Below are 22,474 nucleotides of genomic sequence, written 5' to 3'. Positions count from 1 at the left end.
AGCCGCCCCCATGGGGGCGGCTATGCAGCGGCGCGCCGCTACCGGAAAAATCGCAGTTTCGTCTCCTTAAGTTGTAACACTGCAACTGCTATGCTGAAACACTGTTTCAGTACTCCGCGGCAATTAAGCCTGCCCAGCGGCAAATCGCTCACCGTACATGGCTGCAAACACCGGCATGGCTTCACTCCAAGCACGAACAGGCAGCTTCCATTTTTCCATAATGCGCTGAAGTGCCAAGTAAATCAGCTTCTTGGCGGATTCTTCATGCGGAAACATGGTTCGAGTTTTGATTACCTTCCGAACGCCACGGTTGAGAGCCTCAATACTGTTGGTCGTATACAACAACTTCCGAATCGACCGGGGAAAGTTGAAGAAGGGTATCACCTGTGCCCAGGCAGAGCGCCAACTCTGCGCTACATACGGGTAACGTTTGCCCATAGGGCTATTTTCAAAGGCCACCAAGGCCGCCAACGCTTCTTCGGGGGTATTGGCCTAGTAAATGGGCTTTAAGCCGGCCATTACAGCCTTTCGATCCTTGTGGCTGACGAAGGCTGTAGAGGCACGGATGAGATGGACAATGCAGGTTTGATGTTGCGCCTGGGGAAATACGGCTTCAATGGCTTGCGTCATACCCTTGAGGCCGTCTGTGACGGCGATCAGGATGTCCTCTACGCCACGGTTTTTCAATTCCGTAAATACCGACGTCCAGAAAGCCGCGCCTTCGTTTTCATGAACCCACATGCCGAGCACATCGCGTCGGCCGTCACAACGTACGCCGAGAGCCAAATGAACCGCCATCTTCTTGATGACGCCGTCCTTACGGATATTGATGCGCAAAGCGTCAAAGAACACCACCGGGTAGACCGAATCCAACGGACGGCCTTGCCATTGCCGTACGTCGTCATTTACCTTTTCCGTCACGGTGCTGATGAATTCGGCACTCACTTCAACGTGGTACTGACTTCTGATGAACTCAGTGATTTCACGGGTAGACAATCCGCGTCCATATAAATCGATGATGGCGTCATCGAAGTCATTGAAATGCCGTGAGTGCTTGGGTACCAGGCGGGGAACATAAGTCCCCTTGCGATCCTGGGGAACCAGGATTTCTAAATCGCCTTTATTGCCGTGAAGCGTTTTCTTGCTGTACCCATTGCGTTTGTTTTCAACGCGCTCAGCCGACGATTCCTCTTCGTTGAGATTTTCGTCTTCCTGTGTCAAATGGTGCTTCAGTTCCCCTTGCAGGGCGGCGTTGATGAAGCGTTGGGCTACGATCTTCATCGCTTCGTTGAAATGAGCCTGCGTTAAGGCCGTTAAGCCGCCGGCTTCCATCAGTTGCTCTACGGCATCGTTCAGAATGGCCTGCTGCTGGTCGGTAAATTTTACGGTCTCGTTTATTTTGGGTGTACGGTGTGCCACGGTGATTCCTTTCGCGCCCTACGGGAGCGCTATTATCGCCTGGACACAAAAAACCTTACATCCTCCATCTGATGCGTGAAGAACATGTTGGGAATCGGCACACCGTGCTTGGCACCGTTATCCGTATCTCCTTTATTCGTCTCAACATCGAGATCGAGATAAGCCATCACGGAACCCATCTGAAACTGCGTGCCAGGCAGAAGAACCATACCGGCCGGGTTGTACCAGACGGCGGACAGATCGTCACCCACGATACCGGAGCCGGCGTAGGCGCGGCCCAAACCCGCCACAGACTGTTCGGTGAGCATAAAGCCGCCCGCGTAGGCTGCGGACGTGGCAGCCGCCGCAAGCGTGAGTGCTGCCGAAAACTTGAACATTGCGTTCTTCACAGGAATTCTCCATTGGGCACCGGACTCATCCGTTTTACGGACAATGCACCAGCGTCTTCTTGTTATTGACGGCCGGTCTCGCACCGGTCCGGTAACGTCTGTCCTGACCAAAAAACATCTGCTCGGGCAGGCTCTTTTTCAGGACACAAAAAAACAGGTTGGCATTTTGCTGCCTTCCTGTTTTTTCAGGGCATGAAATGTATGCGGATAATCCCGCCCTCTCCCGCACAGACTAATCCGTAGAGATGATGCCTGCGGTTTCCTTTGTCAGTTAACCGGCATGGGCTGCGCGTTACTTAACCGGATCCAGCCCCGCACGATTCTGTAGCCCACCCAGATTCCCATGACGATGAAACCCACGGTCCAGACGGCAAAGCCGATCAGAAGCCAGGAGAGGATGAGCCCCGTAAAGGCCACCAGAAGCGTCCAGGCCATGGCGTACCAGAAGGTGCGGATCTGCCAGGAAAAGTGGCTGTCAACATACGTGCCGCGGGCTTCGCTGCGCATCACGTAATTTAAAACCACCGCCGCAATCGAAGGCCAGCCGAAAAGAAATGCGCCGATGACGGAGGCTCCGGTCACGATTCCGATGATGACGGAAACGGCGTGCAGGATATAAACGATCTTGGCCACCGTCACAATTGAAGAAGGCGGTTCGTTGGCAAAGCCGTTTACAACAACCGGTTCACGCGGCGTCATATCCATTGCACAGATCTCCCGAAAGTCCGAAAAGCACCGCACCGGGACTGCAAAGAGGCCGTCCCGGCCGGTTTCTTCGCACTCTACAACACCGGGCACACTTCAGGTATGCGGGCTGCCTGAGAATTTTGAAAATGCCTGTGACTGCCTCAGCTGATCGACACCCGGCGTTTGCCGTCGTGCTGCGCAAGAAGATGCAGATGCCGGCCGATCTCAGCCTGTGAGTCGTAAGGTGCAGCCCCTTTTTCCGGCACTACTTTCGTGTAGGTGCCGTCGCCCGCCAAAACCCAGGCATGGACGTTATCGGCAAGCTGCGCCTTCACAATCTGCTCAAGGATGTTGTCGCGGATATCCGGATCGAGCACGGGCGCCAACACCTCAATGCGGCCGTTTAAGTTACGGGTCATCATGTCGGCGCTGCCCACGTACATTTTCTCTTTACCGCCGTGACGGAACCAGTAGACGCGGGCATGCTCCAGAAGTTCTCCGACGATGGAGCGCACGGTAATCGTGTCGGAAACACCGGGAATGCCGGGCCTGAGCGAACAGATGCCGCGCACGATGCATTCGATTTTCACGCCCGCGCGGCTTGCCTTGTAAAGAAGGGCAATGATGTCGGGGTCAACGAGCTGATTGCACTTCAAGATAATGTGGCCGCCGCCCTCTTTCATGTGCAGCGCAATTTCTTCCTCAATGAGCGCGGACATGTTGCGCCGCAGCAGATTGGGCGAGACAAAAAGCTCACGGTAGTTTTCAATAAAGCCGAACCCGGTCATGATGTTAAACAGGTCCTGCACGTCGTTGCAGATCGCGTCATTGGTTGTGAAAAGCCCGAGATCGGTATAGATCTTCGCGGAAGCCGCGTTGTAGTTACCCGTGCCGATATGCACGTAACGGCGCATGCCGCCGCCCTCGCGGCGCACAACGAGACAGAGCTTCGCGTGGATCTTGAGTCCGGCAAAACCGTAAACAACATTCACACCCGCTTTTTCGAGTTCCTCGGCCCAGTTGATGTTCTGCTCTTCGTCAAACCGGGCCTTGAGTTCCACCACAGCCGTCACCTGCTTGCCGAGGCGCCTGGCCTCAAGAAGGCTCTTTACAACGGGGGACGCTCTGCCGCAGCGGTAAAGCGTCTGCTTGATGGCAACGACGTCGGGGTCAAGCGCCGCCTGATGCAGAAACCGCAAAACGCAGGCAAACGAATCGTAGGGGTGATAAACCATCTGATCGTGCCCGGCGATCGCCTCAAAGACGCTGCCTTCGGCGTCAAAGGCCGCAGGAATTCTCAGATGCATCGCCGGGTACTTAAGCCCCGGCTTATCCAGGGCCATCAGTCCCATGAACTCAGAAAACGCAAGCGGCATCTTTGACTTAAAGATCTGGCTCGGATGCATGTCAAGGTGCTGCACCAGAAATTCCTGCAGGCGCTTTGGCATGCCGCGCCCGAGTTCGAGCCTTACGACCGAGCCGAAACGTCGCTGCTCGACGTAGTCGCGCACGGCCGACAACAGGTCATCGGCTTCGTCTTCTTCGATTTCACCGTCGGTGTTGCGGGTGACGCGGAAAAGACCGGAATTTTTTACCTTGTAGCCGGGGAAAAGCTGCCCCATGCGGCGCACGATCAGGTCTTCCACCAAAAGCACCTGATTGGTGTCTTCGGTGACGGCAAAGGTTTCAGACCCTTCCTTATCAGCATCGGTGAGAAACAGAAACCGCGGCAGGTTGTTCGGGCACTTCACACGGGCAAAACGGACCTTGACGGGGGCGGAAGCGGCCACGGCCTCAAGTTCCGCGACGATATTGATGCTCGTGTTGGAAATCATCGGGAAGGGGCGGCCTGCGTCCACGGCCTGGGGCGTGAGAATCGGAAAGATCTGCTCGTCAAAATAGCGGTTCACACGCGTTTTCTGACGCCCCGTAAGATCCTCGTACTTCACAAAGCGGATGTCTTTTTTCGCCAAAGCGGGCTTTAACTCATCAAACCAGAGTACTTCGGCGGCATCGAGCATCTCCTGCACACGACGCCGGATTTCAGACAACTGGCGCGCGGGCGGCATCTGATCGGCGCCGGTGGGCGCCACACCGCTTCGGGCCTGGCGCTGCAGGTTCATCACCCGCACCATGTAAAACTCATCGAGGTTATTAAAGAAGATCGCAAGAAACTTCACCCGGTCCAGAAGCGGCACACGTTTGTCCATGGCCGTCTCAAGGACCTTGCGGTCAAATTCAATCCAGCTGATTTCACGGTTGATGTAAAGCCGGGGATCTCTTAAGCCCAGTGCTGAAGCGTCTTTCAGAAAGGCCGCTTCCCTTTGTGCCCCCGGCTGTCCGGCTGCCCCTTTTTTACCTGCCGGCTTTGTGCGCGCCGCGGCTTTTGTTCCCGTCCGCTTTTTTGCTTTTCCGCTCTTTAGAGCAGCCGGCACCGGACCCGCCCCCTCTTTTTTGACGCTCCCGGCTTTAACGCCTTCTTTTTCCGACACCGCTTTTTCCTGACTCATGACGCAACACCGTCCGGCAAACACTCTGATAAAAGGCAGAAAACCCGCTCCGCCCGCGATAATTTTTCAATGTAGCACCGTATTGCAACAATTCTGTGACACAAAACAATTTCTTTTGTATCAACACAAGACTTTTCGCCCTCCGTCTTTGCACGAAGACATAGAAAAGCGTTTCAGAAAACGTAGTCTTTTCCGATATCGAGTACACTCTGCGGCAAACTGTCGGCGGCCGCCCGAGTCCCCGTGCGTCGCGTGTCCCGTGTCAGCACCGTTGCGGCCGCCCTCTTATGCGTTAGGAAATCATCATGCGAATTCTTCTCGTTGAAGACGACGAAATGATCGGAGAAGGCGTTGTCGACGGGCTTAAGGCCGAAGGCTATGCCGTTGACTGGGTGCAGGACGGCAACTCCGCCCTGATTGCACTCAGAACAACCCCTTTTTCGCTCGTGATTCTTGACCTGGGTCTGCCCGGCAAAGACGGCATCAGCGTGCTGCAGGAAGTTCGCTCGCAGCGCATGCACGTGCCGGTTCTTGTGACCACGGCGCGCGACACGGTCTCCGACCGCGTCAAGGGCCTTGATGCCGGTGCCGACGACTATCTTGTCAAGCCCTTTGACCTTGACGAGCTCTCAGCCCGCATCCGTGCCCTTTTGCGCCGCTCCGCCGGCCGCAGCGAGCCCACGATTGAGCGAGGCGAACTCGTCATCAAGCCGGAAACCCGCGAAGTCTTTTTCCGCGGCGAGCCGGTACTGCTCTCCTCCAAGGAGTATGCCCTTCTTGTGGCGCTTGCCGACCGTCCGGGCGTTGTGCTCTCGCGCGGCCAGCTCGAAGAAAAGCTCTACAACTGGGATTCCACCGTGGGCTCCAACGCCATCGAAGTGCACGTGCATCACTTAAGAAAGAAGCTCTCGGACGGCGCCATCAAAACGGTGCGCGGCGTGGGCTACCTTCTTGAGACCTAGTCAGCACGCAGCTTCGGGACCTGCCGCATCATCATGCTCAGTATCCGCGGAAAACTTGTTCTGATGCTTGTTTCAGCGCTCGTCACGGTGGGCGTTGTCGCATCGGTTGCCACCTATTACTCCACCCGGATGGAGTTCTTGTCGCTGTTTGATGCGCAGCTTAAGCACACGGCGCTTGAACTCATCGAAGGCGGCAATATTGAGGTTAACAGCGTGGCCCTTATCGGGCAGGCGCCGCAGCAGCAGATTTCCGTACAGGTCTACGATGCCGCGGACAACCGCCTCTACGTGGCCCGCAGTCAGCATCCGTTGCCGGTTGCGGAAATTCCGGGCTTTTCCACCTTTACCGATGAAGCCGGGCACGAGTGGCGGCAGTACGCCGCCGCTGTCGGCACACGCATTGTGCAGGCGGCGCAGCCCCTTGAGGTACGCTCCCGGATGGCCGCTTCCGCCGCTCTGAGAATTCTGCAACCGGTGTTGCTTTTCATCGCATTTCTTGCGATTGCCATCTGGTTTGTGATCGTGCAGGTGCTGCAGCCCTTAAGTAAAACCGCAAGAGCTGTTGCCAAGCGCTCCCCGTCGTCTCTGGATCCGATTCCTTCAACGGGCCTGCCCTACGAGCTCAGAAGCCTCGTTAACGCCATTAACGATCTGATGCGGCGCTTAGGCGACAGCCTTACCGCGCAGCAGCGCTTTGCTTCTGATGCCGCACACGAACTCAGAACGCCGCTTGCCGCGATCAAGCTGCAGGCGCAACTTCTTGCGCGCGCCAAAACCGATGAGGACCGCGCCAAGTACGCCGGACGCCTTCAGCAGGGTGTGGCCCGCGCCACAAAACTTGTCGAGCAGCTTTTAACCATTGCCCGACTTGACCCGGACGCCTCCCAAAAACCGATGGCGCCGGCTGACCTTGCCGCAATGGCCAAAGCCGTTGCCGAAGACCTTACCGCACCGGCCGAAGCCAAAGGCATCACGCTCACGGCAAAAACGGAACCCGCCGAAGTCCTCGGCATGCCCGACGCGCTGCGGCTCATGATCACCAACCTCACCGACAATGCCATCCGCTACACGCCCGAAGGCGGGCGCATTGAAATCGGCATTGCCGCCGACGGCAAAGACGCCGTTATTTCCGTCACCGACAACGGCCCAGGCATCGCGCCCGAAGAACGTGAACGCGTCTTTGAGCGTTTTTACCGGGCTCTGGGCACCAAAGTTTCAGGCACCGGCCTGGGTCTTGCGATCGTCCGCCGCATTGTCGCGATGCATGACGCTTCGATTCAGATTGAAGACGGCTTTCCCCGCGCTGACGGTTCCGGATGCGGGGCGCGGTTTGTGGTCCGGATTCCCTTTGACCGCACCAAACTGAACTGACGGTATTCGAATTTCATCGATTTGTCCCGTTACAAATAGACAAATATCCGTTGTCTATGCATAATGCTTCTTAGGTTTTTTCCCTTAGACAGGTTTTTCACATCCGGCCGCTTCCCGAGGTAAGGCAACACCTGCAGTACCGCCTCGTTTTCCCCGCCGCGGCTCACTATTTCCTGCCTGTCTTTTATTACCAGCCAAGGAGCATTTATGTCTGACACGACAACTCCGCAGACCAAAGAAAAAGTCGGTATCGGCGCGTATGTCTCGCTGATTTTTGCCTGCGTGTTTTTTTCCGGTGTTTTAGCCGGCAACCATTGGTGGAGCGTTTTTGACTTCACAAGCCTTAACGGCGGCTTCGGTAAAGTTGTCGCAAGCGTCTCGCAGTCGGCCGACGGCGTTACCGCGGCCTTCTCCAACTTCCGCGGCAAAGGCGGGTCAGGCGCCGTTGACGGCTTCGTGTTTGCCCTCACGCTTGTTCCCACCGTGATGTTTGCGCTTGCCATGATCACGGTGCTTGAGCACTACGGTGCACTGCGTGCGGCCCGTGTGCTGCTCACCCCGATTCTGCGGCCGCTGCTTGGCCTTCCGGGTTCCTGCGGCTTAGCGCTCATTACGTCGCTGCAGTCCACGGACGGCGCCGCGGCGCTTACACGTCAGTTAAAGGACGCCGGTGAACTCAACGAAGCTGAAGTCAACATCTTCTGCCAGTTCCAGTACTCGGCAGACGCCACCATCACCAACTTCCTTTCCTCCGGTGCGGTTTTGTTCACGCTCACCGCGGCTGACGGCAAGCTGGCTGTCCCCACTTCGATCGGCGTGTGCCTCGGGCTCATCCTCGTGATGAAGTTCGTTATTGCCAACGTCATGCGTCTTCTCATGATCCGCTCGACCAAAAAGGCGGCGAAGTAAAGGCACAGTGAACGCCACGACAAAATACTGAAAAGGAATTTGAAATGAGCGAAAACAAAACAACAGCGGCTGCCGATCCGCATGCGGGCGGCAAGGAAATGATCACCGACGTCTTTGTCCGCGGTGCCCGTCAGGGCTGGGGCATTGCCATCGGTTCCATGATCCCCAACGTTCTGATGGCCTTTGTGATCATTAAGGCTCTGCAGATCACGGGACTTCTGAAAATCATCGGTGTGGCCTGCGGTCCTCTGATGGCTGTGTTCGGACTGCCCGGCGAATCCGCCACGGTGCTTCTTGCCGCCTGGATGAGTATGGGCGGCGGCGTCGGTGTGGCGATTGCCTTGTTCGGCCAGGGTTTGGTTGACGGCACCCATCTTGCGGTGTTAACGCCTGCCATCTACCTCATGGGCTCTCAGCTGCAGTACATGGGACGCCTTCTGGGTGTTGTCGGCATCTCCGGCAAGATGATCCCCGTGATGATGCTTCTGTCGATTCTCGCGGCAGCCGTCGCGATGATTATCATGCGTCTCTTCGTTCTGTAAGATAAGGCTGAAAACGTACCATGCTGGAAAGTTATCTCAAGGATCTTGCCGAGCTCGTCAACCGCGACTGCGGCACGCATAACTGCGCAGGCGTCACGGGCGCGGCTGAAATCATGAAGCGTCACTTCGAGTCAATCGGCTTTCATGCCGAACTCGTTGATCTCGGGCCCAAGGCCGGCCGCGGGCTTTTTGCCACCAACCGTCCCGGGGCTGATCACTATGACGTGATGATGAACGCGCATCTTGACACCGTATTTTCCGACGGAACGGCGGCCGAGCGCCCCATGAGCCGCGAAGGCGACCATGTGAAGGGCCCCGGCTGCTCGGACTGTAAAAGCGGTGTGCTCGCCATCTTTTACGCGCTCAAAAACGCACGTAAGGAAGACCTTGAGAGACTTTCCGTCGCGGTGTGTCTGAATCCTGATGAAGAAACGGGGTCTGCGAGCTCGCATCAGTGGCTCAGTGAAACCGCAGCCAAATCCACGCGGGCCCTTGTCTTTGAAGCAGCCCGCGCCGGCGGCGAACTCGTGCGTGCCCGCAAGGGCCGTGCAGCCTACCGCGTCGTCATGCACGGCGTGTCCGCGCACGCGGGCAACAACCCGCAGGACGGCCGCTCGGCGGTACTTGCGGCCTGCCGCTTTGCGCTTGCAGCCGACAAGTTGCAGGACTTAAAGGGTGCGGGTACCAGCGTCAACGTCATCATCAAAAAGGGCGGCACGGTTTCCAACGTTGTTCCTGACATCTGCGAACTTGAGTTTGACACGCGTTTCTGGACCAATGAAGAACGCGAGCGGCTCGACAAAAACTTCGCGGCGCTCTGTGAGGGCGACTGGGGTGAAGGCACACGCGCCGAACTCGTGAAGCTCGCATATCTGCCCGCCATGCCCTGCACGGAAAAAACCAGGGAGCTTGTCAGTCAGATTGAAGAGGCTGCACGCCTTGAAGGCGTCAAAATCGGCTGGGTTGACGCGGGCGGCGGCTCTGACGCAAACCACATTGCATTGGCAGGCACCCCGGTGATTGACGGCGTGGGTCCGGCGGGCGCGGGTTTTCATACCGAGCGCGAGTATCTGCGCGTTGATACCGTTGAAGAGCGCATCCGCATGATCGTGCGCTTCCTCTCGCTTATCTGATCCCGATACCTGCGGCGGCAACATTTTCTGCCGCCGCAGTTTTCATTTATGCCCGCGCGCAGCACCACGCCCTTTTTTGCCCGCCTGATTGCTTCCAGACTTTACGCGGCGCGCCGTGCTCAGGGTCTCACGCAGACGGCTGTGGCGCAGGCTGCGGGAGTGCGCACCGCCACGGTGTGTCAGGCCGAAAACAATCCGGCGCACATGCAGCTTGAAACACTCGCGAAAATCGCAGCGGTTCTGCACCTCACCGTCACGGCGCAGGCAACCGATGAGACCACGGCTGCGGCGATCGCCAACCCCAGAATCAGCGCTCAGAGCCCGCATAAGCCCGACTGACGCGGTGCGCTTTGTTACAACTTTAACCCGTCAGCGACAGATGCTAACGGGGTTCTTGCGCTTTTTGCCTGAGTCTTGCTGTATCGTCTCCTTCATCATGAAACGACCTGAGGTCCGTGCCTTTTTTATAAAAACGGCTGCCTCAGACACGCCGTTATCCCCACAGCTTCTTTTCTCGGAGCAACCAAGAAAAATATGATCAGGAAATTGATTAAACCGACGGCGGCTGCCGCCGCGATTGCCGCTCTTATTTCCGGCTCTGTTCTGACGACGGTCCCCGCCGTTGCTGCCGATGCACCCGCCACACAGAGCGCCCGCTCTCAGCTGCCCGATTTCGTCAACCTCGTGGAACAGTACGGCAAGGGCGTTGTCAACATCTCCACCGTGCGTGAAGCCCGCCGTGTCGAAGGCGCGGATCCGTTCGGCGGTCTTGATGAACGCCATGCGGAAATCTTCCGTCGTTTCGGTTTCCCGATGTTTCCGTTCGGTGGTCCCCGAGAGGAACCGGAACAGCGCGGCACAGGTTCGGGCTTTATCATCAGCGCTGACGGTCTGATTCTCACCAATCATCATGTGGTCGACGGCGCCGACAAGATCACGGTGCGCCTCACCGACAACCGTGAGTTCAGCGGTAAGGTGCTGGGAAGCGACGCTAAGACCGATATCGCCGTGGTGAAGATTGAAGCCAAGGATCTGCCCGTTCTCAAGATGGGCGACAGCGACAAACTCAAGGTCGGCGAATGGGTGGCGGCAATCGGCAGTCCCTTTGGCCTGGACAACACCGTGACCGCCGGTATTGTGTCGGCAAAAAGCCGCAAGCTTCCGAGCGATCAGTACGTGCCCTTTATTCAGACTGACGTCGCAGTAAACCCCGGCAACTCCGGCGGCCCCCTCTTTAACATGGACGGCGAAGTCGTGGGCATCAACTCCCAGATCTTCTCCACCTCCGGCGGCTTCATGGGTCTGAGCTTTGCCATTCCGATTGACCTTGCGCTTCAGATCAAGGATCAGCTCGTCAAGCACGGCAAAGTCACGCGCGGCCGCATCGGTGTGATGATTCAGAACATTACGCCGGAACTTGCGGAAAGCTTCGGCTTAAAGACACCCAAGGGCGCGATCGTTGCCCAGATCGATAAGTCCGGCCCTGCCGCCAAGAGTGACCTGCGTGAAGGCGACGTCATCACGGCGGTAAACGGCAAGCCCGTTGAAACGAGCGGCGACATGCCCGTGATCGTGGGCTCCCTCAAACCCGGCGACACCGCCAAACTCACCGTGATCCGTGACGGCAAGTCTCAGACCGTGACGGTGAAGGTGGCTGAGTCCGGCAACGACGACTGGCAGCCCGGTCAGAAGTCCTCGGCAAAAGCTTCGGCTCTGGGCGTCACGGTCCGCGCCTTAAATGAGGAAGAAAAGCAGCAGGCTGAAACCGAAGGTCTGCTCGTGGTGAAAAGCGAAGGTGCGGCCCGCAAGGCCGGCATCCAGTCCGGTGACATCATTGTGAACGTCAACGGCATTGCGATGAAAAAGAGCACCGATCTCGGCAACATCCTCGAAAAGAGTAAGACGCTACGTATCCTGATCCAGCGCGGCGGCACCCGGATCTTCATTCCGATCCGTCTGAAGTAATCCGCGGGCTCAGGTTTTTTCTGAGCACGAGCCCCGCTGAAGGCAACTTCCGCGGGGTTTTTTTGCGGGCGAAAAAAAGCGGCGCTCAGGCTCTCTCTCCTTGGCGCCGCTTTTTGTTCAGAACCGCTTACTTGGAGTAGCTGTTTTTCTGCTTGGAGGCTGCGATCTGATCCGCTTCCATGTTCATCGCGGCTTCTTCTGCAAGATGCCGTTTATCCGGATGCATCACTTCGTTTAACTGATCTTCGTTCACATCCTTCATCCATTGTCCCACCACGATGCAGGCAATGCCGTTACCGATCATGTTGGTAAGCGCACGGGCTTCACTCATGAAGCGGTCAATACCGAGGATGAGCGCAAGACCCGCAACCGGGACGTGACCCACCGCCGAAAGCGTTGCCGCCAGAACAATAAAGCCCGAACCCGTCACGCCCGCAGCACCTTTACTCGTCAAAAGCAGCACGGCCAAAAGCGTAATCTGCTGGAAAAGCGTCATCTGCACGTCGCAGGCCTGTGCGATAAAGACCGCTGCCATCGTGAGGTAAATGGCCGTGCCGTCAAGGTTAAAGGAGTAACCCGTCGGAATCACCAGGCCCACCGTGGACTTACTGACGCCTGCGTGCTCCATCTTGGCCATCATGCGCGGCAGCACCGATTCCGAAGAAGACGTACCGAGCACAATGAGGAGTTCTTCCTTGATGTAGCCGATGTAGCGGAAAATCGAGAACCCGTGCCAGCGGCAGATACCGCCCAAAACCACGAAGATAAAGAGGATGCAGGTAAGGTAGAACGTCCCCATGAGTTCGGCCAGGGGCACAAGCGACGCGATACCGTACTTACCGATCGTAAAGGCCATGGCGCCGAAGGCACCGATCGGCGCCACGCGCATGATCATGCCCACGATCTGGAAAAGCACGTGCGAGCTCTTTTCAATCACGTCAAAAACGAGTGTGCCGCGGCCGCCGAACTTATGCAGTGCAAAGCCGAAAAGCAGCGAGAAAAAGAGCACCTGAAGAATTTCACCCTGCGCAAACGCACCCACCACCGTCGACGGGATGATGTTCATCAGAAACTGCGTGGTGGTCTGCATCTTGCCCGGGCCCGTGTAGGCGGCAACAGCACCTGCGTCCAGTGTCTTCGGATCAACGTGCATTCCTACGCCGGGCTGGCAGACGTTCACAATGAACAGCCCCACGATGAGGGCAATGGTGGAAACCACTTCAAAGTAAAGCAGCGCAAGGCCCCCGGTCTTACCGACCTTTTTCATGTCTTCCATGCCGGCGATACCGGTCACCACCGTACAGAAAATCACCGGAGCGATGATCATCTTGATGAGTTTGATGAAGCCGTCACCGAAAGGCTTCATCATTGCGCCCCAGTCCGGCGCAAAATAGCCGAGCAGCACGCCGCACACAATGGCGCAGATCACCTGAAAATAAAGGACCTTGTAAATCGGAGTTCTTTTCTTTGCCATGATCGGAATTCTTTACACAATTTATCCGGAAGGCTCACTTTGATCCGCCCAGTCTGAAAAAGACCCGCAGCAAACCGTCCCGCGCCTTCTGCAGCACCGGCGCCGCCTTTTTTTCTGCGGCCCGCTGTCGCAACTTATACCAGCACCCCGAAGAGTTTCGCCTGAGCAATTTACTGTAACCAGGCGCTTTTTAAGCTCGAATTTTTGCTTTCAAAAAAAAGCGGACTATTTTCGCAATAGCCCGCTTTTTTGTAAAGACGTAAAAAGTGTTTCCGGGTCAGACTCTTGAAGCCGACGCCCAGATGCGTTCGCTTACCTCACGGGCAAGTGCCTCCTTCTGCGCTTCATCACTGACACTCAGCGCCCTTAACCATATGCCGTCCAAAAGGGCGAGATCAGCTTCAAGGCGCGTACGGGCAACGGCGTCCGTTACCCGGCCGCCGTGCAGGTACACGGGCATCAGAACTTCACGCCAGGCCGCGACAAACTGCTGCACGGCGCGCCTGATCCGTTCGTTTTCCACGGATTCGGCCAGGATTTCCAGGGTAAGCCTTGCCTTGACGGGATCGAGCCTGGCAAGCGTAAGTTCGTAGACATCGCGCTTACAGGCTTCCTGCTCCTCATAGTGCTCCGAGTCCGTGCACAGATGCCGGCGGATTCTCAGAATTTCCCGCTCGGCAAAGGCTTCAATGATGGCGTCCTTGTTTTCAAAGAAGTTGTAGAGGTTTCCCACGCTCATGCCGTCTTCGCGGGCGATGTCGGCCATGGAGACGTTGTGAAACCCCTTTCGCTTAAAGCACGCCAGGGCCGAGCGCATGATTTCCTCACGGCGCTGCAGCTGCGCTTCCGGGCTGCGGGGTTTACGGCCGCGGCTTGCCGCGGCCGTTTCGTCCGGAGCCGTCATTTGCTCTCCCCTTCGGGCTCGGCCAGTTCAGAGGCACCTCCCATGGCCTTATAAAGCGTAATGAGGCTTGCCGCGCGCGAAAGTTCCGCGGTGATCAGAGCCTGCTGCGCGGAGAAGTTCGTTCTCTGGCTGTCCAAAACCGAAAGGTAGCTGTCGGCACCGTTTTTGTAGCGGTCCGTGGCAAGGCGGTAGCTTTCTGCAGCGGCCTTGGCAAAGTCGCGCCGGGCGGAGAGTTCCCGCTCAACGGTCCCTTCCATCGCCAGAGCATCGGCCACATCCTTAAAGGCCGCCTGAATCGCCGCCTCGTAGTCCGCAAGCGCCGACTTCTGCCGCGCCTCAGCCGCTCTGAGGTTGGAGATGTTTGCGCCGCCCGTGAAGATGGGCAGCGAAATCTGCGGAGCCCAGCTCCAGATCTTGGTGGCGTGATCAAAGAGGTCGGAGAGCTGCGTGCTGCCGCCCCCGAAAGCTCCGGTGAGCGAAATACTCGGGAAAAACGCCGCACGCGCAACGCCGATATTGGCGTTGGCTGAGCGCAGCACGGCTTCAGCCTGCGCAATGTCCGGGCGGTTTAAAAGCACTTCACTCGGAATGTTGCCGGCAACCGACACCGCGGCAACCGTCGCGGTTTCGATGCCTTCGGGTTCGAGGGCCGGATCGTAGGTGCCGCCCGCCAAAAGCCGCAGGGCATTTCTGTACTGTGAAACCGCGCGTTCAGCCTGCACGGCCGCGGCCTGAGCTGCGGCCACGGTCTGAGCGGCCTGCTGCACGTCAAGCTGGCTTGAGGCCCCGAGCTCGTAACTTCTGACAATGAGCCGGTAGCTTTCTTCCTGGCTTGTGAGCGTTTCCCTGGCAAGCTTGTACTGCATCTTGGAGGCGCCCAGCGCGAGCCACGTCTGTGCAATGTCGGTAATCACCGTCATCTGCACGGTGCGCTGCGCGGCCTGCGTCTGGAAAAACGCCTGCAGCGCCATTTCGTTAAGGTTTCTCACGCGCCCGAAAAGATCGAGCTCATAAGAAGCCATCGCGGTTGCCGAGTAGGTGCGGTTGATGCTTGAACCCGTACGCGACACGGAGCGCGCCGCCGACTCACCGGCAGCGGCCGCCACAGACGGGAAAAGTTCCGCCCGCGACACACCGTACTGAGCGCGCGCCTCTTCCACACTGTAGAAGGCCGATCTCAGCGAGCGGTTCTGCGCAAGCCCCTGCTCAATGAGTTTTTTAAGCCTTGCATCGGTAAAGAAACTCGCCCAGTCGGCCATGCCTTCGGTCAGAAGTTTGGCGTTTTTAACCGCCTCATCCTGCGGCCAGGCCTCTTCCACCGGTGCCTGCGGTCTTTCGTAATCAGGCGCGAGCGACACGCAGCCCGTCAGAAGCAGCGCTGCCGTCAGCGGTAAAAGCGTGAAAATCTTACGCATGATTGGTTTCCTTCTCATCGGTTACAGGAGCCGCGGCTGTCTTGTCCTTCTTGCGGCCGGAGATCTGAATGATCAGAGCATAAAACACCGGCACAAAGAAGATGCAGAGGAACGTACCGGTAAGCATACCGCCCAAAACGGCCACACCGATCGCGGACTGCGCACCCGCGCCCGCACCCGTGGCGGTTGCAAGCGGAATCACACCGAGACCGAAAGCGAGAGACGTCATCACAATCGGACGCAGTCTCAGACGCACGGCTTCCACAACGGCCGCAAGAGCGTCCATGCCGCTTTCAAAGAGCTCGCGGGCAAATTCCACAATCAAAATGGCGTTTTTCGCGACAAGCCCCACGGTGGTCAGGAGCCCCACCTGGAAGTACACGTCGTTTTCCTTGCCGCACAGAGCCGTCAGTCCCAGAGCACCCAACACACCCAGGGGCACCACCAGAATCACAGCCACAGGAATCGACCAGGATTCATACAGAGCGGCAAGTGCAAGGAACACCACGAGCAGCGACACGGCGTACAGGGGACCGGCATTGCCGCCCGCCACACGTTCCTGATAGGACACGCCGTTCCATTCGATGGAGTATCCCGGCGGCATCTGCTGCAGGATTTCTTCCACCGCGGCCATGGCCTGACCGGAAGAAACGCCGGGCGCCGGAGACCCCTGAATATTGACGGCATCAAGCGCGTTAAAGCGCTCCAGACGGGGCGAACCGTAAATCCATTCCGTCGTAAGGAACGATGAGAACGGAACCATTTCACCCGCACTGTTGCGCACATGCCACTTACCGATATCCTCGATTTCGGCACGCGAGCTTTCAATACCCTGAATGTAGACCTTCTTGAGTTTGCCCTGATCCATGAAGTCGTTGACGTAGCTCGAACCGATGGCGGAATTGAGCGTGTCGTTGATCATGTTGTCGGACACCCCGAGCGCACGGGCCTTGTCGTAGTCGATATTGACCTGCAGCATCGGGGAGTCGGCCATACCGTTATGGCGCACCTGCTGCAGACGGGGATCGGCGTTGGCGGCCGCGAGGAACTGCCCCATCACCTGCATGAGGTTGTCGTGCCCTCGGCCGGAGCGGTCCTGCAGGTAGAAGTCAAAGCCGTCGGCCACACCGAGTTCAGGCACGGGCGGCAGCGGGAAGGCAAAGCCCAGAACGTCCTTAAACTGCGGCGAAAAAAGCAATCCCTGCACGCGGCCCATAATAGCCTGGACACTGGACTTGTCCGTCTTTCGGTCATCCCAGTCCTTGAGCTTTAAAAAGCCCATGGCGTTATTCTGACCGGTACCGGCAAAGGAGAAGCCCCGCACGTAAAAGATTGAGGCAACATCGTCTTTTTCAGCCTGTGCAACCGTCTTCTGGAAGCGGTCAAGCGCCTTATCGGTGCGCTCGGCCGTGGCGCCCGCGGGTGCCTGCATCATCATGAGCAGCACACCCTGGTCTTCCGACGGCATAAAGGCGCTCGGCAGATGCATGTAGCCCCAGACCAGCGTGCCGCAGAGCACAAGGTAAATCACCATCACGCGGGCGATGCGGTGCACCAGTGCGCGCACCGAGGAGCGCACGCCGTTCGTGAGCGACCGAAAGCCGCTGTTGAATTTTCCGAAAAAGCCGCCGCGCTCAAGGTGTGCTCCGGCCTTCACCTGCTTGAGCATCGAGGCGCAGAGCGCGGGCGTCAAAGTCAGAGCCACAATGACTGAAAGCACCATCGAGGAGACGATCGTCACGGAGAACTGACGGTAGATCACGCCGGTGGAACCGCCGAAAAAGGCCATCGGAATAAACACGGCCGAAAGCACCATGGCGATACCGATCAGGGCCCCCTGAATCTGGCCCATGGACTTAATCGTTGCGGACCGGGGATCTGCCCCTTCCTCACTCATTACGCGTTCGACGTTTTCCACCACGACAATGGCGTCGTCCACCAAGAGGCCAATGGCAAGCACAAGGCCGAACATCGTGAGCATGTTGATTGAGTAGCCCAAGATGCCGAGCACGGCAAACGTACCCAGAAGCACCACCGGCACGGCAATCGTCGGAATAATCGTCGCGCGCCAGTTCTGAAGAAAGAGGTACATCACGCCCACCACGAGGATGATGGCCTCAATCAGAGTCTTCACCACTTCTTCCAGCGCCTTTTTCACAAAGGGCGTGGTATCAAAGGGGTAAATCACCTCAACGCCTTCGGGGAAGTACGCGGAGAGTTCCTGCACCTTGTCGCGCACGCGCGCCGCCGTGTCAAGAGCGTTGGCGCCCGCGGCGAGCTTAATGGCGATACCCGAAGAGGGATAGCCGTCAAACTTACCTTCAAAGGTATAGGTTTCCTGACCGAGCTCAACCGTACCGATATCCTTGATGCGCACAACCGAGCCGTCAGGCATCGTCTTTAACGCGATGTTGGCAAACTCGTCTGAGGTCGTCATCAGGGAACTCGCGCGGATCGTGGCGGTGATCATGCGCTTGCCGTTGGTAGGCTGACCGGCGATGTCACCGGCCGCCACCTGGACGTTTTGCTGCGAAATCGCCGAGGAAACGTCCGAGGGCATGAGCTTATATTTATTCATAAGCTCCGGATCCATCCAGATACGCATGGCGTAGGACGCACCGAACACCGTGGTTTCACCGACACCCTTGACGCGCGCCAGAGGCTCTTCGATGTTGTTGGTGAGGTAGTCGCCCAAGTCACCGGAATTCATGCGGTGCGAGCGGTCCACAAAGCCCACAACCATCAGGAAGGACGCAGAGCTCTTTTGCACCACGACACCCAGACGCTTGACGATCTCAGGCAACGTGGGCTCAGCCATCGAGAGCTTGTTCTGCACCTGCACCTGAGCAATATCCGGGTTGGTGCCGGCCTCAAAGGTGAGCGTAATCGTCATGCGGCCCGTGGAGTCCGACGTGGAACTCATGTACAAAAGGCCGTCCAGACCCGTCATGTTCTGCTCGATGATCTGCGTCACCGTACGCGACATCGTTTCAGCCGAGGCACCCGGGTAGGTTGCCGAAACCGTCACCTGAGGCGGTGCGATACGCGGATACTGAGAAACCGGCAGGTTAAAGATCGACAGCAGACCTGCCAGCATGATCACGATAGCGACCACCCAGGCAAAAATCGGGCGGTCGACAAAAAAGCGGCTCAACATAGTTCAGTCTCTCCCGCGTTTTTACTGCTTCTGAGGAGCCTTCTGGGCGGCACCAGCCTCAACGGGCGAAACAGTCGCCCCCGGGCGGACCTTGAGAACCCCTTCGACAATGACGCGGTCACCGGCCTTCAGGCCCCCCGTCACAATCCAGAAAGCGCCTTCGGTGCCGCTCACTTCAATATCACGCGTCTCGACCTTATTGTCCTTGGTGACGACAAACACATAGGGTTTGCCGTTGGTGTGACGCATCGTCGCGCGCTGATCGAGCTTGATGATGTTGTGCTGTACGCCTTCATTGATGACGGCACGCACATACTGCCCCGGCATCAGGCGGCGGTCCGGATTGGGAAAGACCGCACGGATGCGCACGGTGCCCGTGGTCTGATCCACCAAAGCATCCTTAAAGGTGAGGCGCCCCTTATGGGGATAGGCCACACCGTTATCGAGCATGAGCGTGACTTCCGCACCTTCGTCACTTGCCTTTAAGCGGCCTGCGGCAATGTTGGAGCGGATTTTGTCCATCACATCGTAGGACTGCGTCACGTCAACGTAAATCGGATCGAGCTGCTGCACGACCGTCAGACGCGAGGCCTGATTGGCCGTCACCAGGGCCCCGGGCGTTACTTCAGACAAGGAAACCTGACCGGAAATAGGACTTGTGACCTTGGTGTAGCGCAGATTGATGCTTGCCGTTTCAAGGGCGGCCTTGGCGGCAGCCACCTCAGCCACGGCGACTTTGAGCTGCGCCTGGGCTGAATCATCGGACTGTTTGCTCACGGCATTGGCTTTGACAAGCTGAGCGGAACGCCTGGCGTCGGCCTGACGCAGTGCGAGCGTGGCTTCGGCCTGCTTTAAGGCGGCCTGCGCCGAGAGAACCTGGGCCTTATAAAGGCTTGCGTCAATCTGATAGAGCGAATCGCCGGCTTTGACTTCGGCGCCTTCCTCAAACTGGCGCTTTTCAATGATGCCCGTGACCTGGGGGCGGACCTCGGCGACGCGGTAGGCGCTGGTGCGGCCCGGCAGTTCCGCACGCAGTGTTGCGGAAGCAAGCTGCATCTGAGCCACTTCAACCTGCGTCGCAGGCGCCTTCATCTGCTGCGCCGACTGTTTGTTGCCGCAGCCGGCAAGCGCAACCGCAATGCAAACCGCTGCCGCAGCGGTAGTCAGAGGGCGAAATTTGAACGACATTGATAAAGCTCCGTAAAGCTGAGTCACCCGAAAAAGGGAGGCAGTTAAGGCCCGGGAGGCCTGAAACAAAGACAAAAAGCCCCGGACATTTTCTTAACTGAACGAGGATTCAACATTTTAATGTGCTTTATTTCCCTGCGTTACGCGCTTTCTTACAGTTTGTAAACAATTGAGTCTGTTTTTGATCTGAGGCCGTACGGCGATAGAACGCGGCTACGTGTTTTTGCTTAGCTAGGCCTACAATGGCGTTGCCTTCCGGCAGGGGGCTTCCGTCCTGCCTGCACCGGACGTTTTGACTTCTCCCCACCCGTTTGCGGCGTTAACAATCATGTTGGACCTGCTTCACCTGCAGTATTTTTTCGGCGCGCTGGTTTCGCTTGTCGTCATTACCAATCCGCCTTCCAAAATTCCGCTGTTTGTGAGCCTGACGGTCGGTATGACGCGCGAGCAGCGCCATCAGCAGGCCAACTGGGCTGCGATTTATTCATTCCTTGTGATGATCGTCAGTCTGATTGCCGGCAACATGCTGCTCGCGTTTTTCGGCATCAGCTACAGCGCCATGCGTATCGCGGGCGGCCTGGTGATTGCCATGATCGGCTACCAGATGCTTTTCGGCGGCAACTCCCCCAATAACGCCCCGATGGTGCGCCGCAACAAAGAGGATTACGCGTTCTTTCCGATTGCCATGCCCGGTATTGCAGGGCCCGGTACCATCGCCGTCGTGATCGGCTTTTCCACCGAAATTGCCGAACTCACGGACCGCACGCAGATGATTACGGCCTTTTTAATGACGGGGCTTGCGATCGCGGCAACGAGCCTTATTGCCTGGATTACGCTGCGCTCGAGCGAATACTGCTCGGACCACCTCGGGCCTTCGGGCATGGCCGTTTTGGGCAAACTCATGGGCTTTATCCTGATCTGCATCGGCGTACAGTTTGTGGGCTCGGGCATCAAGAGTTTCATTGCCTCATAAACGCGGTTTTCCGGACCGCAAAAAAGGCGCCTCAGACAATTTCTGACGGCGCCTTTTTTTACGCGCGTAAAAGAGACAACTCCGCGCGTCTGTGTCTTATCAGACAATCACGTCAATCCAGCCTTCAGGCGCTTCAATTTCGCCGTCCTGAATACCGGTGAGGGTGCTGCGCAGCTTCGCCGTGACTTCACCCATCTTTTCCATGCCCGAGGGGAAGCGGATCACGCCGTCGGCGGTATGAATTTCACCAACGGGCGCCATCACGGCCGCCGTACCGCAGAGCGCACATTCCTTAAAGTCCTTGACTTCGGCAAGCGCCACCGGGCGTTCGATCACCTTGAGTCCGAGATAGTGTTCGGCCACATACACGAGCGAACGGCGCGTGACGGACGGCAGAATCGAGGGGCTCTTCGGCACAATGAGCTGATTGTCCTTGCCAACAAAGAGCACATTGGCGCCGCCCGCTTCTTCAATATACGTGCGGGTCTGCGGATCGAGGTAAATGTTTTCAGCGTAGCCTTCGCGGTGCGCTTCCATGGTCGGGTACAGGCTCATGGCGTAGTTAAGACCCGCCTTAATGTGGCCCGTGCCGTGAGGTGCCGCGCGGTCGTATTCCGCGATGCGCACCTTCAGGGGCTTGACGGCGCCCTTAAAGTAGGCGCCCACCGGCATGCAGAAAACGCGGAAAAGATACGAAGGAGCCGGCGCCACACCGATCTGCGGGCCCGAGCCGATCATCACGGGGCGGATGTAAAGCGTGCAGCCCGTACCGTAGGGCGGAACCCAGGCGGCATTGGCGCGCACCACTTCTTCCACGGCATGCACGAAACGCTCCACCGGGTAGGCGGGCATCTCAAGGCGGGCCGCTGAGTCGGCCATGCGCTTGGCGTTTAAGTCCGGACGGAAAGTGACGATATGGCCGTCCTTCGTCGTGTAGGCCTTCAGGCCCTCAAAGCAGCTCTGCGAGTAGTGAAACACACAGGCCGATTCCAGAAGGCTGATGTGCTCATCGGTAATCAGTCCGCCCTGATCCCAGGCGCCGTCCTTCCATTCAGACTGCCAGCGGTAGTCCGTTTTCGTGTAGCCGAAGCCGAGCTTGGCCCAATCGATGTTTTTCTTTTCCATAACTAAACCTGCAACAAACACGGGAAAACAGGCACTGAGCACCTGCCTCCCGACATCATGGCTAGACGCGCCGGTTTAAGGGATAAGGCCCTCTTTGACCGGAGCACTACGGGAAAAAATCATACTCTCGGGCAACCGACCGCGTCTTTGTAGTTTTGCTTATTCGACCGTCACGCTTTTTGCGAGATTCCGCGGTTTGTCAACGTCGGTGCCGCGCGCCAGGGCCGTGTGATACGCCAAAAGCTGCAGAGGCACCGCATGCAGCACGGGCGAGAGATCACCGTAGTTTTCCGGCATCTGAATCACGTGCATGTTGTCGGCGGGGGCAATCGCCGTGTCGGCGTCGGCAAA

At 57.6% G+C, this 22,474-nt stretch carries 17 protein-coding genes and 2 pseudogenes; 8 read left to right on the top strand and 11 right to left on the bottom strand.

The window, feature by feature from the left end; genetic code table 11:
- Positions 1 to 123 precede the first annotated feature (123 nt).
- The 4 genes and pseudogenes from BQ7486_RS00825 to ppk1 all read right to left on the bottom strand — a co-directional run bounded on the left by BQ7486_RS00825 (position 124) and on the right by ppk1 (position 5,005).
- Positions 124 to 1,332 (bottom strand): annotated as a pseudogene (locus BQ7486_RS00825) (IS256 family transposase).
- Positions 1,333 to 1,451: 119 nt separating this feature from the next.
- Complete coding sequence (locus BQ7486_RS00820; RefSeq protein WP_074008605.1) at positions 1,452 to 1,796, bottom strand: OmpP1/FadL family transporter; 345 nt, start codon at positions 1,794 to 1,796, stop codon at positions 1,452 to 1,454.
- Between the two features lie 279 nt (positions 1,797 to 2,075).
- Entirely contained in the window at positions 2,076 to 2,513 is a 438-nt protein-coding gene (locus BQ7486_RS00815) for a DUF4870 family protein (RefSeq protein WP_022372669.1), read from the bottom strand.
- 143 nt (positions 2,514 to 2,656) lie between these two features.
- The gene (gene ppk1 / locus BQ7486_RS00810; RefSeq protein WP_074008604.1) at positions 2,657 to 5,005 is read right to left on the bottom strand and encodes a polyphosphate kinase 1; all 2,349 of its coding nucleotides are present in this window, start codon (positions 5,003 to 5,005) and stop codon (positions 2,657 to 2,659) included.
- 305 nt (positions 5,006 to 5,310) lie between these two features.
- On the opposite strand from ppk1, the gene BQ7486_RS00805 reads away from it, so the two are divergent.
- The 7 genes from BQ7486_RS00805 (at position 5,311) to BQ7486_RS00770 (ending at position 11,887) form a co-directional block, all read left to right on the top strand.
- Positions 5,311 to 5,967: a response regulator gene (locus tag BQ7486_RS00805; RefSeq protein ID WP_022372667.1), complete on the top strand. Its 657-nt coding sequence runs from the start codon at positions 5,311 to 5,313 to the stop codon at positions 5,965 to 5,967.
- Positions 5,968 to 6,000: 33 nt separating this feature from the next.
- Positions 6,001 to 7,338, top strand: coding sequence for an ATP-binding protein (locus BQ7486_RS00800; RefSeq protein ID WP_074008603.1), 1,338 nt, complete (start codon positions 6,001 to 6,003; stop codon positions 7,336 to 7,338).
- 207 nt (positions 7,339 to 7,545) lie between these two features.
- On the top strand, positions 7,546 to 8,247 hold the full coding sequence (locus BQ7486_RS00790) for a nucleoside recognition domain-containing protein (protein WP_074008601.1): 702 nt from the start codon (positions 7,546 to 7,548) through the stop codon (positions 8,245 to 8,247).
- A 44-nt stretch (positions 8,248 to 8,291) separates the two neighbouring features.
- Positions 8,292 to 8,789, top strand: a complete 498-nt coding sequence (locus BQ7486_RS00785) for a YjiG family protein (protein WP_022372664.1) — start codon at positions 8,292 to 8,294, stop codon at positions 8,787 to 8,789.
- A 20-nt stretch (positions 8,790 to 8,809) separates the two neighbouring features.
- Positions 8,810 to 9,922 (top strand): M20 family metallopeptidase, encoded by a 1,113-nt coding sequence (locus BQ7486_RS00780; protein ID WP_074008600.1) that lies wholly within the window; start codon positions 8,810 to 8,812, stop codon positions 9,920 to 9,922.
- Positions 9,923 to 9,970: 48 nt separating this feature from the next.
- Complete coding sequence (locus BQ7486_RS00775; RefSeq protein ID WP_022372661.1) at positions 9,971 to 10,261, top strand: helix-turn-helix domain-containing protein; 291 nt, start codon at positions 9,971 to 9,973, stop codon at positions 10,259 to 10,261.
- 195 nt (positions 10,262 to 10,456) lie between these two features.
- Positions 10,457 to 11,887 carry a DegQ family serine endoprotease gene (locus BQ7486_RS00770; protein WP_074008599.1) on the top strand — a complete coding sequence of 477 codons (1,431 nt, stop codon included), beginning with the start codon at positions 10,457 to 10,459 and terminating at the stop codon, positions 11,885 to 11,887.
- A gap of 127 nt (positions 11,888 to 12,014) precedes the next feature.
- On the opposite strand, the gene BQ7486_RS00765 is transcribed toward BQ7486_RS00770, so the two are convergent.
- From BQ7486_RS00765 to BQ7486_RS00745, 5 genes are all read right to left on the bottom strand, one after another.
- Positions 12,015 to 13,361 carry a dicarboxylate/amino acid:cation symporter gene (locus BQ7486_RS00765; RefSeq protein ID WP_022372659.1) on the bottom strand — a complete coding sequence of 449 codons (1,347 nt, stop codon included), beginning with the start codon at positions 13,359 to 13,361 and terminating at the stop codon, positions 12,015 to 12,017.
- Between the two features lie 277 nt (positions 13,362 to 13,638).
- Complete coding sequence (locus BQ7486_RS00760; protein WP_074008598.1) at positions 13,639 to 14,265, bottom strand: TetR/AcrR family transcriptional regulator; 627 nt, start codon at positions 14,263 to 14,265, stop codon at positions 13,639 to 13,641.
- Entirely contained in the window at positions 14,262 to 15,680 is a 1,419-nt protein-coding gene (locus BQ7486_RS00755; RefSeq protein ID WP_074008597.1) for an efflux transporter outer membrane subunit, read from the bottom strand. The genes BQ7486_RS00760 and BQ7486_RS00755 overlap by 4 nt, the downstream gene beginning before the upstream one ends.
- Positions 15,673 to 18,837 (bottom strand): efflux RND transporter permease subunit, encoded by a 3,165-nt coding sequence (locus BQ7486_RS00750; protein WP_022372656.1) that lies wholly within the window; start codon positions 18,835 to 18,837, stop codon positions 15,673 to 15,675. The genes BQ7486_RS00755 and BQ7486_RS00750 overlap by 8 nt, the downstream gene beginning before the upstream one ends.
- Positions 18,838 to 18,858: 21 nt before the next feature.
- Positions 18,859 to 20,025: an efflux RND transporter periplasmic adaptor subunit gene (locus tag BQ7486_RS00745; protein WP_022372655.1), complete on the bottom strand. Its 1,167-nt coding sequence runs from the start codon at positions 20,023 to 20,025 to the stop codon at positions 18,859 to 18,861.
- Positions 20,026 to 20,353: 328 nt separating this feature from the next.
- Here BQ7486_RS00745 and BQ7486_RS00740 point away from each other — a divergent pair, with 328 nt between their 5' ends.
- Complete coding sequence (locus BQ7486_RS00740; RefSeq protein WP_022372654.1) at positions 20,354 to 20,998, top strand: MarC family NAAT transporter; 645 nt, start codon at positions 20,354 to 20,356, stop codon at positions 20,996 to 20,998.
- Positions 20,999 to 21,097: 99 nt separating this feature from the next.
- On the opposite strand, the gene BQ7486_RS00735 is transcribed toward BQ7486_RS00740, so the two are convergent.
- Positions 21,098 to 22,123, bottom strand: coding sequence for a branched-chain amino acid aminotransferase (locus tag BQ7486_RS00735; protein WP_074008596.1), 1,026 nt, complete (start codon positions 22,121 to 22,123; stop codon positions 21,098 to 21,100).
- Between the two features lie 159 nt (positions 22,124 to 22,282).
- A pseudogene (locus tag BQ7486_RS00730) lies at positions 22,283 to 22,474 on the bottom strand (glutamine--fructose-6-phosphate transaminase (isomerizing)); the annotation flags it as partial.

The organism is Duodenibacillus massiliensis, assembly GCF_900128485.1.
Lineage (GTDB): Bacteria > Pseudomonadota > Gammaproteobacteria > Burkholderiales > Burkholderiaceae_F > Duodenibacillus > Duodenibacillus massiliensis.
This window is presented reverse-complemented; position numbering and strand designations above follow the sequence as displayed.

What these genes read in the sequence shown, in the direction of transcription:
- BQ7486_RS00820 (WP_074008605.1), bottom strand. Translation starts at nt 1,796, where the DNA reads ATGTTCAAGTTTTCGGCAGCACTCACGCTTGCGGCGGCTGCCACGTCC.
- BQ7486_RS00815 (WP_022372669.1), bottom strand. Translation starts at nt 2,513, where the DNA reads ATGGATATGACGCCGCGTGAACCGGTTGTTGTAAACGGCTTTGCCAAC.
- ppk1 (WP_074008604.1), bottom strand. Translation starts at nt 5,005, where the DNA reads ATGAGTCAGGAAAAAGCGGTGTCGGAAAAAGAAGGCGTTAAAGCCGGG.
- BQ7486_RS00805 (WP_022372667.1), top strand. Translation starts at nt 5,311, where the DNA reads ATGCGAATTCTTCTCGTTGAAGACGACGAAATGATCGGAGAAGGCGTT.
- BQ7486_RS00800 (WP_074008603.1), top strand. Translation starts at nt 6,001, where the DNA reads ATGCTCAGTATCCGCGGAAAACTTGTTCTGATGCTTGTTTCAGCGCTC.
- BQ7486_RS00790 (WP_074008601.1), top strand. Translation starts at nt 7,546, where the DNA reads ATGTCTGACACGACAACTCCGCAGACCAAAGAAAAAGTCGGTATCGGC.
- BQ7486_RS00785 (WP_022372664.1), top strand. Translation starts at nt 8,292, where the DNA reads ATGAGCGAAAACAAAACAACAGCGGCTGCCGATCCGCATGCGGGCGGC.
- BQ7486_RS00780 (WP_074008600.1), top strand. Translation starts at nt 8,810, where the DNA reads ATGCTGGAAAGTTATCTCAAGGATCTTGCCGAGCTCGTCAACCGCGAC.
- BQ7486_RS00775 (WP_022372661.1), top strand. Translation starts at nt 9,971, where the DNA reads ATGCCCGCGCGCAGCACCACGCCCTTTTTTGCCCGCCTGATTGCTTCC.
- BQ7486_RS00770 (WP_074008599.1), top strand. Translation starts at nt 10,457, where the DNA reads ATGATCAGGAAATTGATTAAACCGACGGCGGCTGCCGCCGCGATTGCC.
- BQ7486_RS00765 (WP_022372659.1), bottom strand. Translation starts at nt 13,361, where the DNA reads ATGGCAAAGAAAAGAACTCCGATTTACAAGGTCCTTTATTTTCAGGTG.
- BQ7486_RS00760 (WP_074008598.1), bottom strand. Translation starts at nt 14,265, where the DNA reads ATGACGGCTCCGGACGAAACGGCCGCGGCAAGCCGCGGCCGTAAACCC.
- BQ7486_RS00755 (WP_074008597.1), bottom strand. Translation starts at nt 15,680, where the DNA reads ATGCGTAAGATTTTCACGCTTTTACCGCTGACGGCAGCGCTGCTTCTG.
- BQ7486_RS00750 (WP_022372656.1), bottom strand. Translation starts at nt 18,837, where the DNA reads ATGTTGAGCCGCTTTTTTGTCGACCGCCCGATTTTTGCCTGGGTGGTC.
- BQ7486_RS00745 (WP_022372655.1), bottom strand. Translation starts at nt 20,025, where the DNA reads ATGTCGTTCAAATTTCGCCCTCTGACTACCGCTGCGGCAGCGGTTTGC.
- BQ7486_RS00740 (WP_022372654.1), top strand. Translation starts at nt 20,354, where the DNA reads ATGTTGGACCTGCTTCACCTGCAGTATTTTTTCGGCGCGCTGGTTTCG.
- BQ7486_RS00735 (WP_074008596.1), bottom strand. Translation starts at nt 22,123, where the DNA reads ATGGAAAAGAAAAACATCGATTGGGCCAAGCTCGGCTTCGGCTACACG.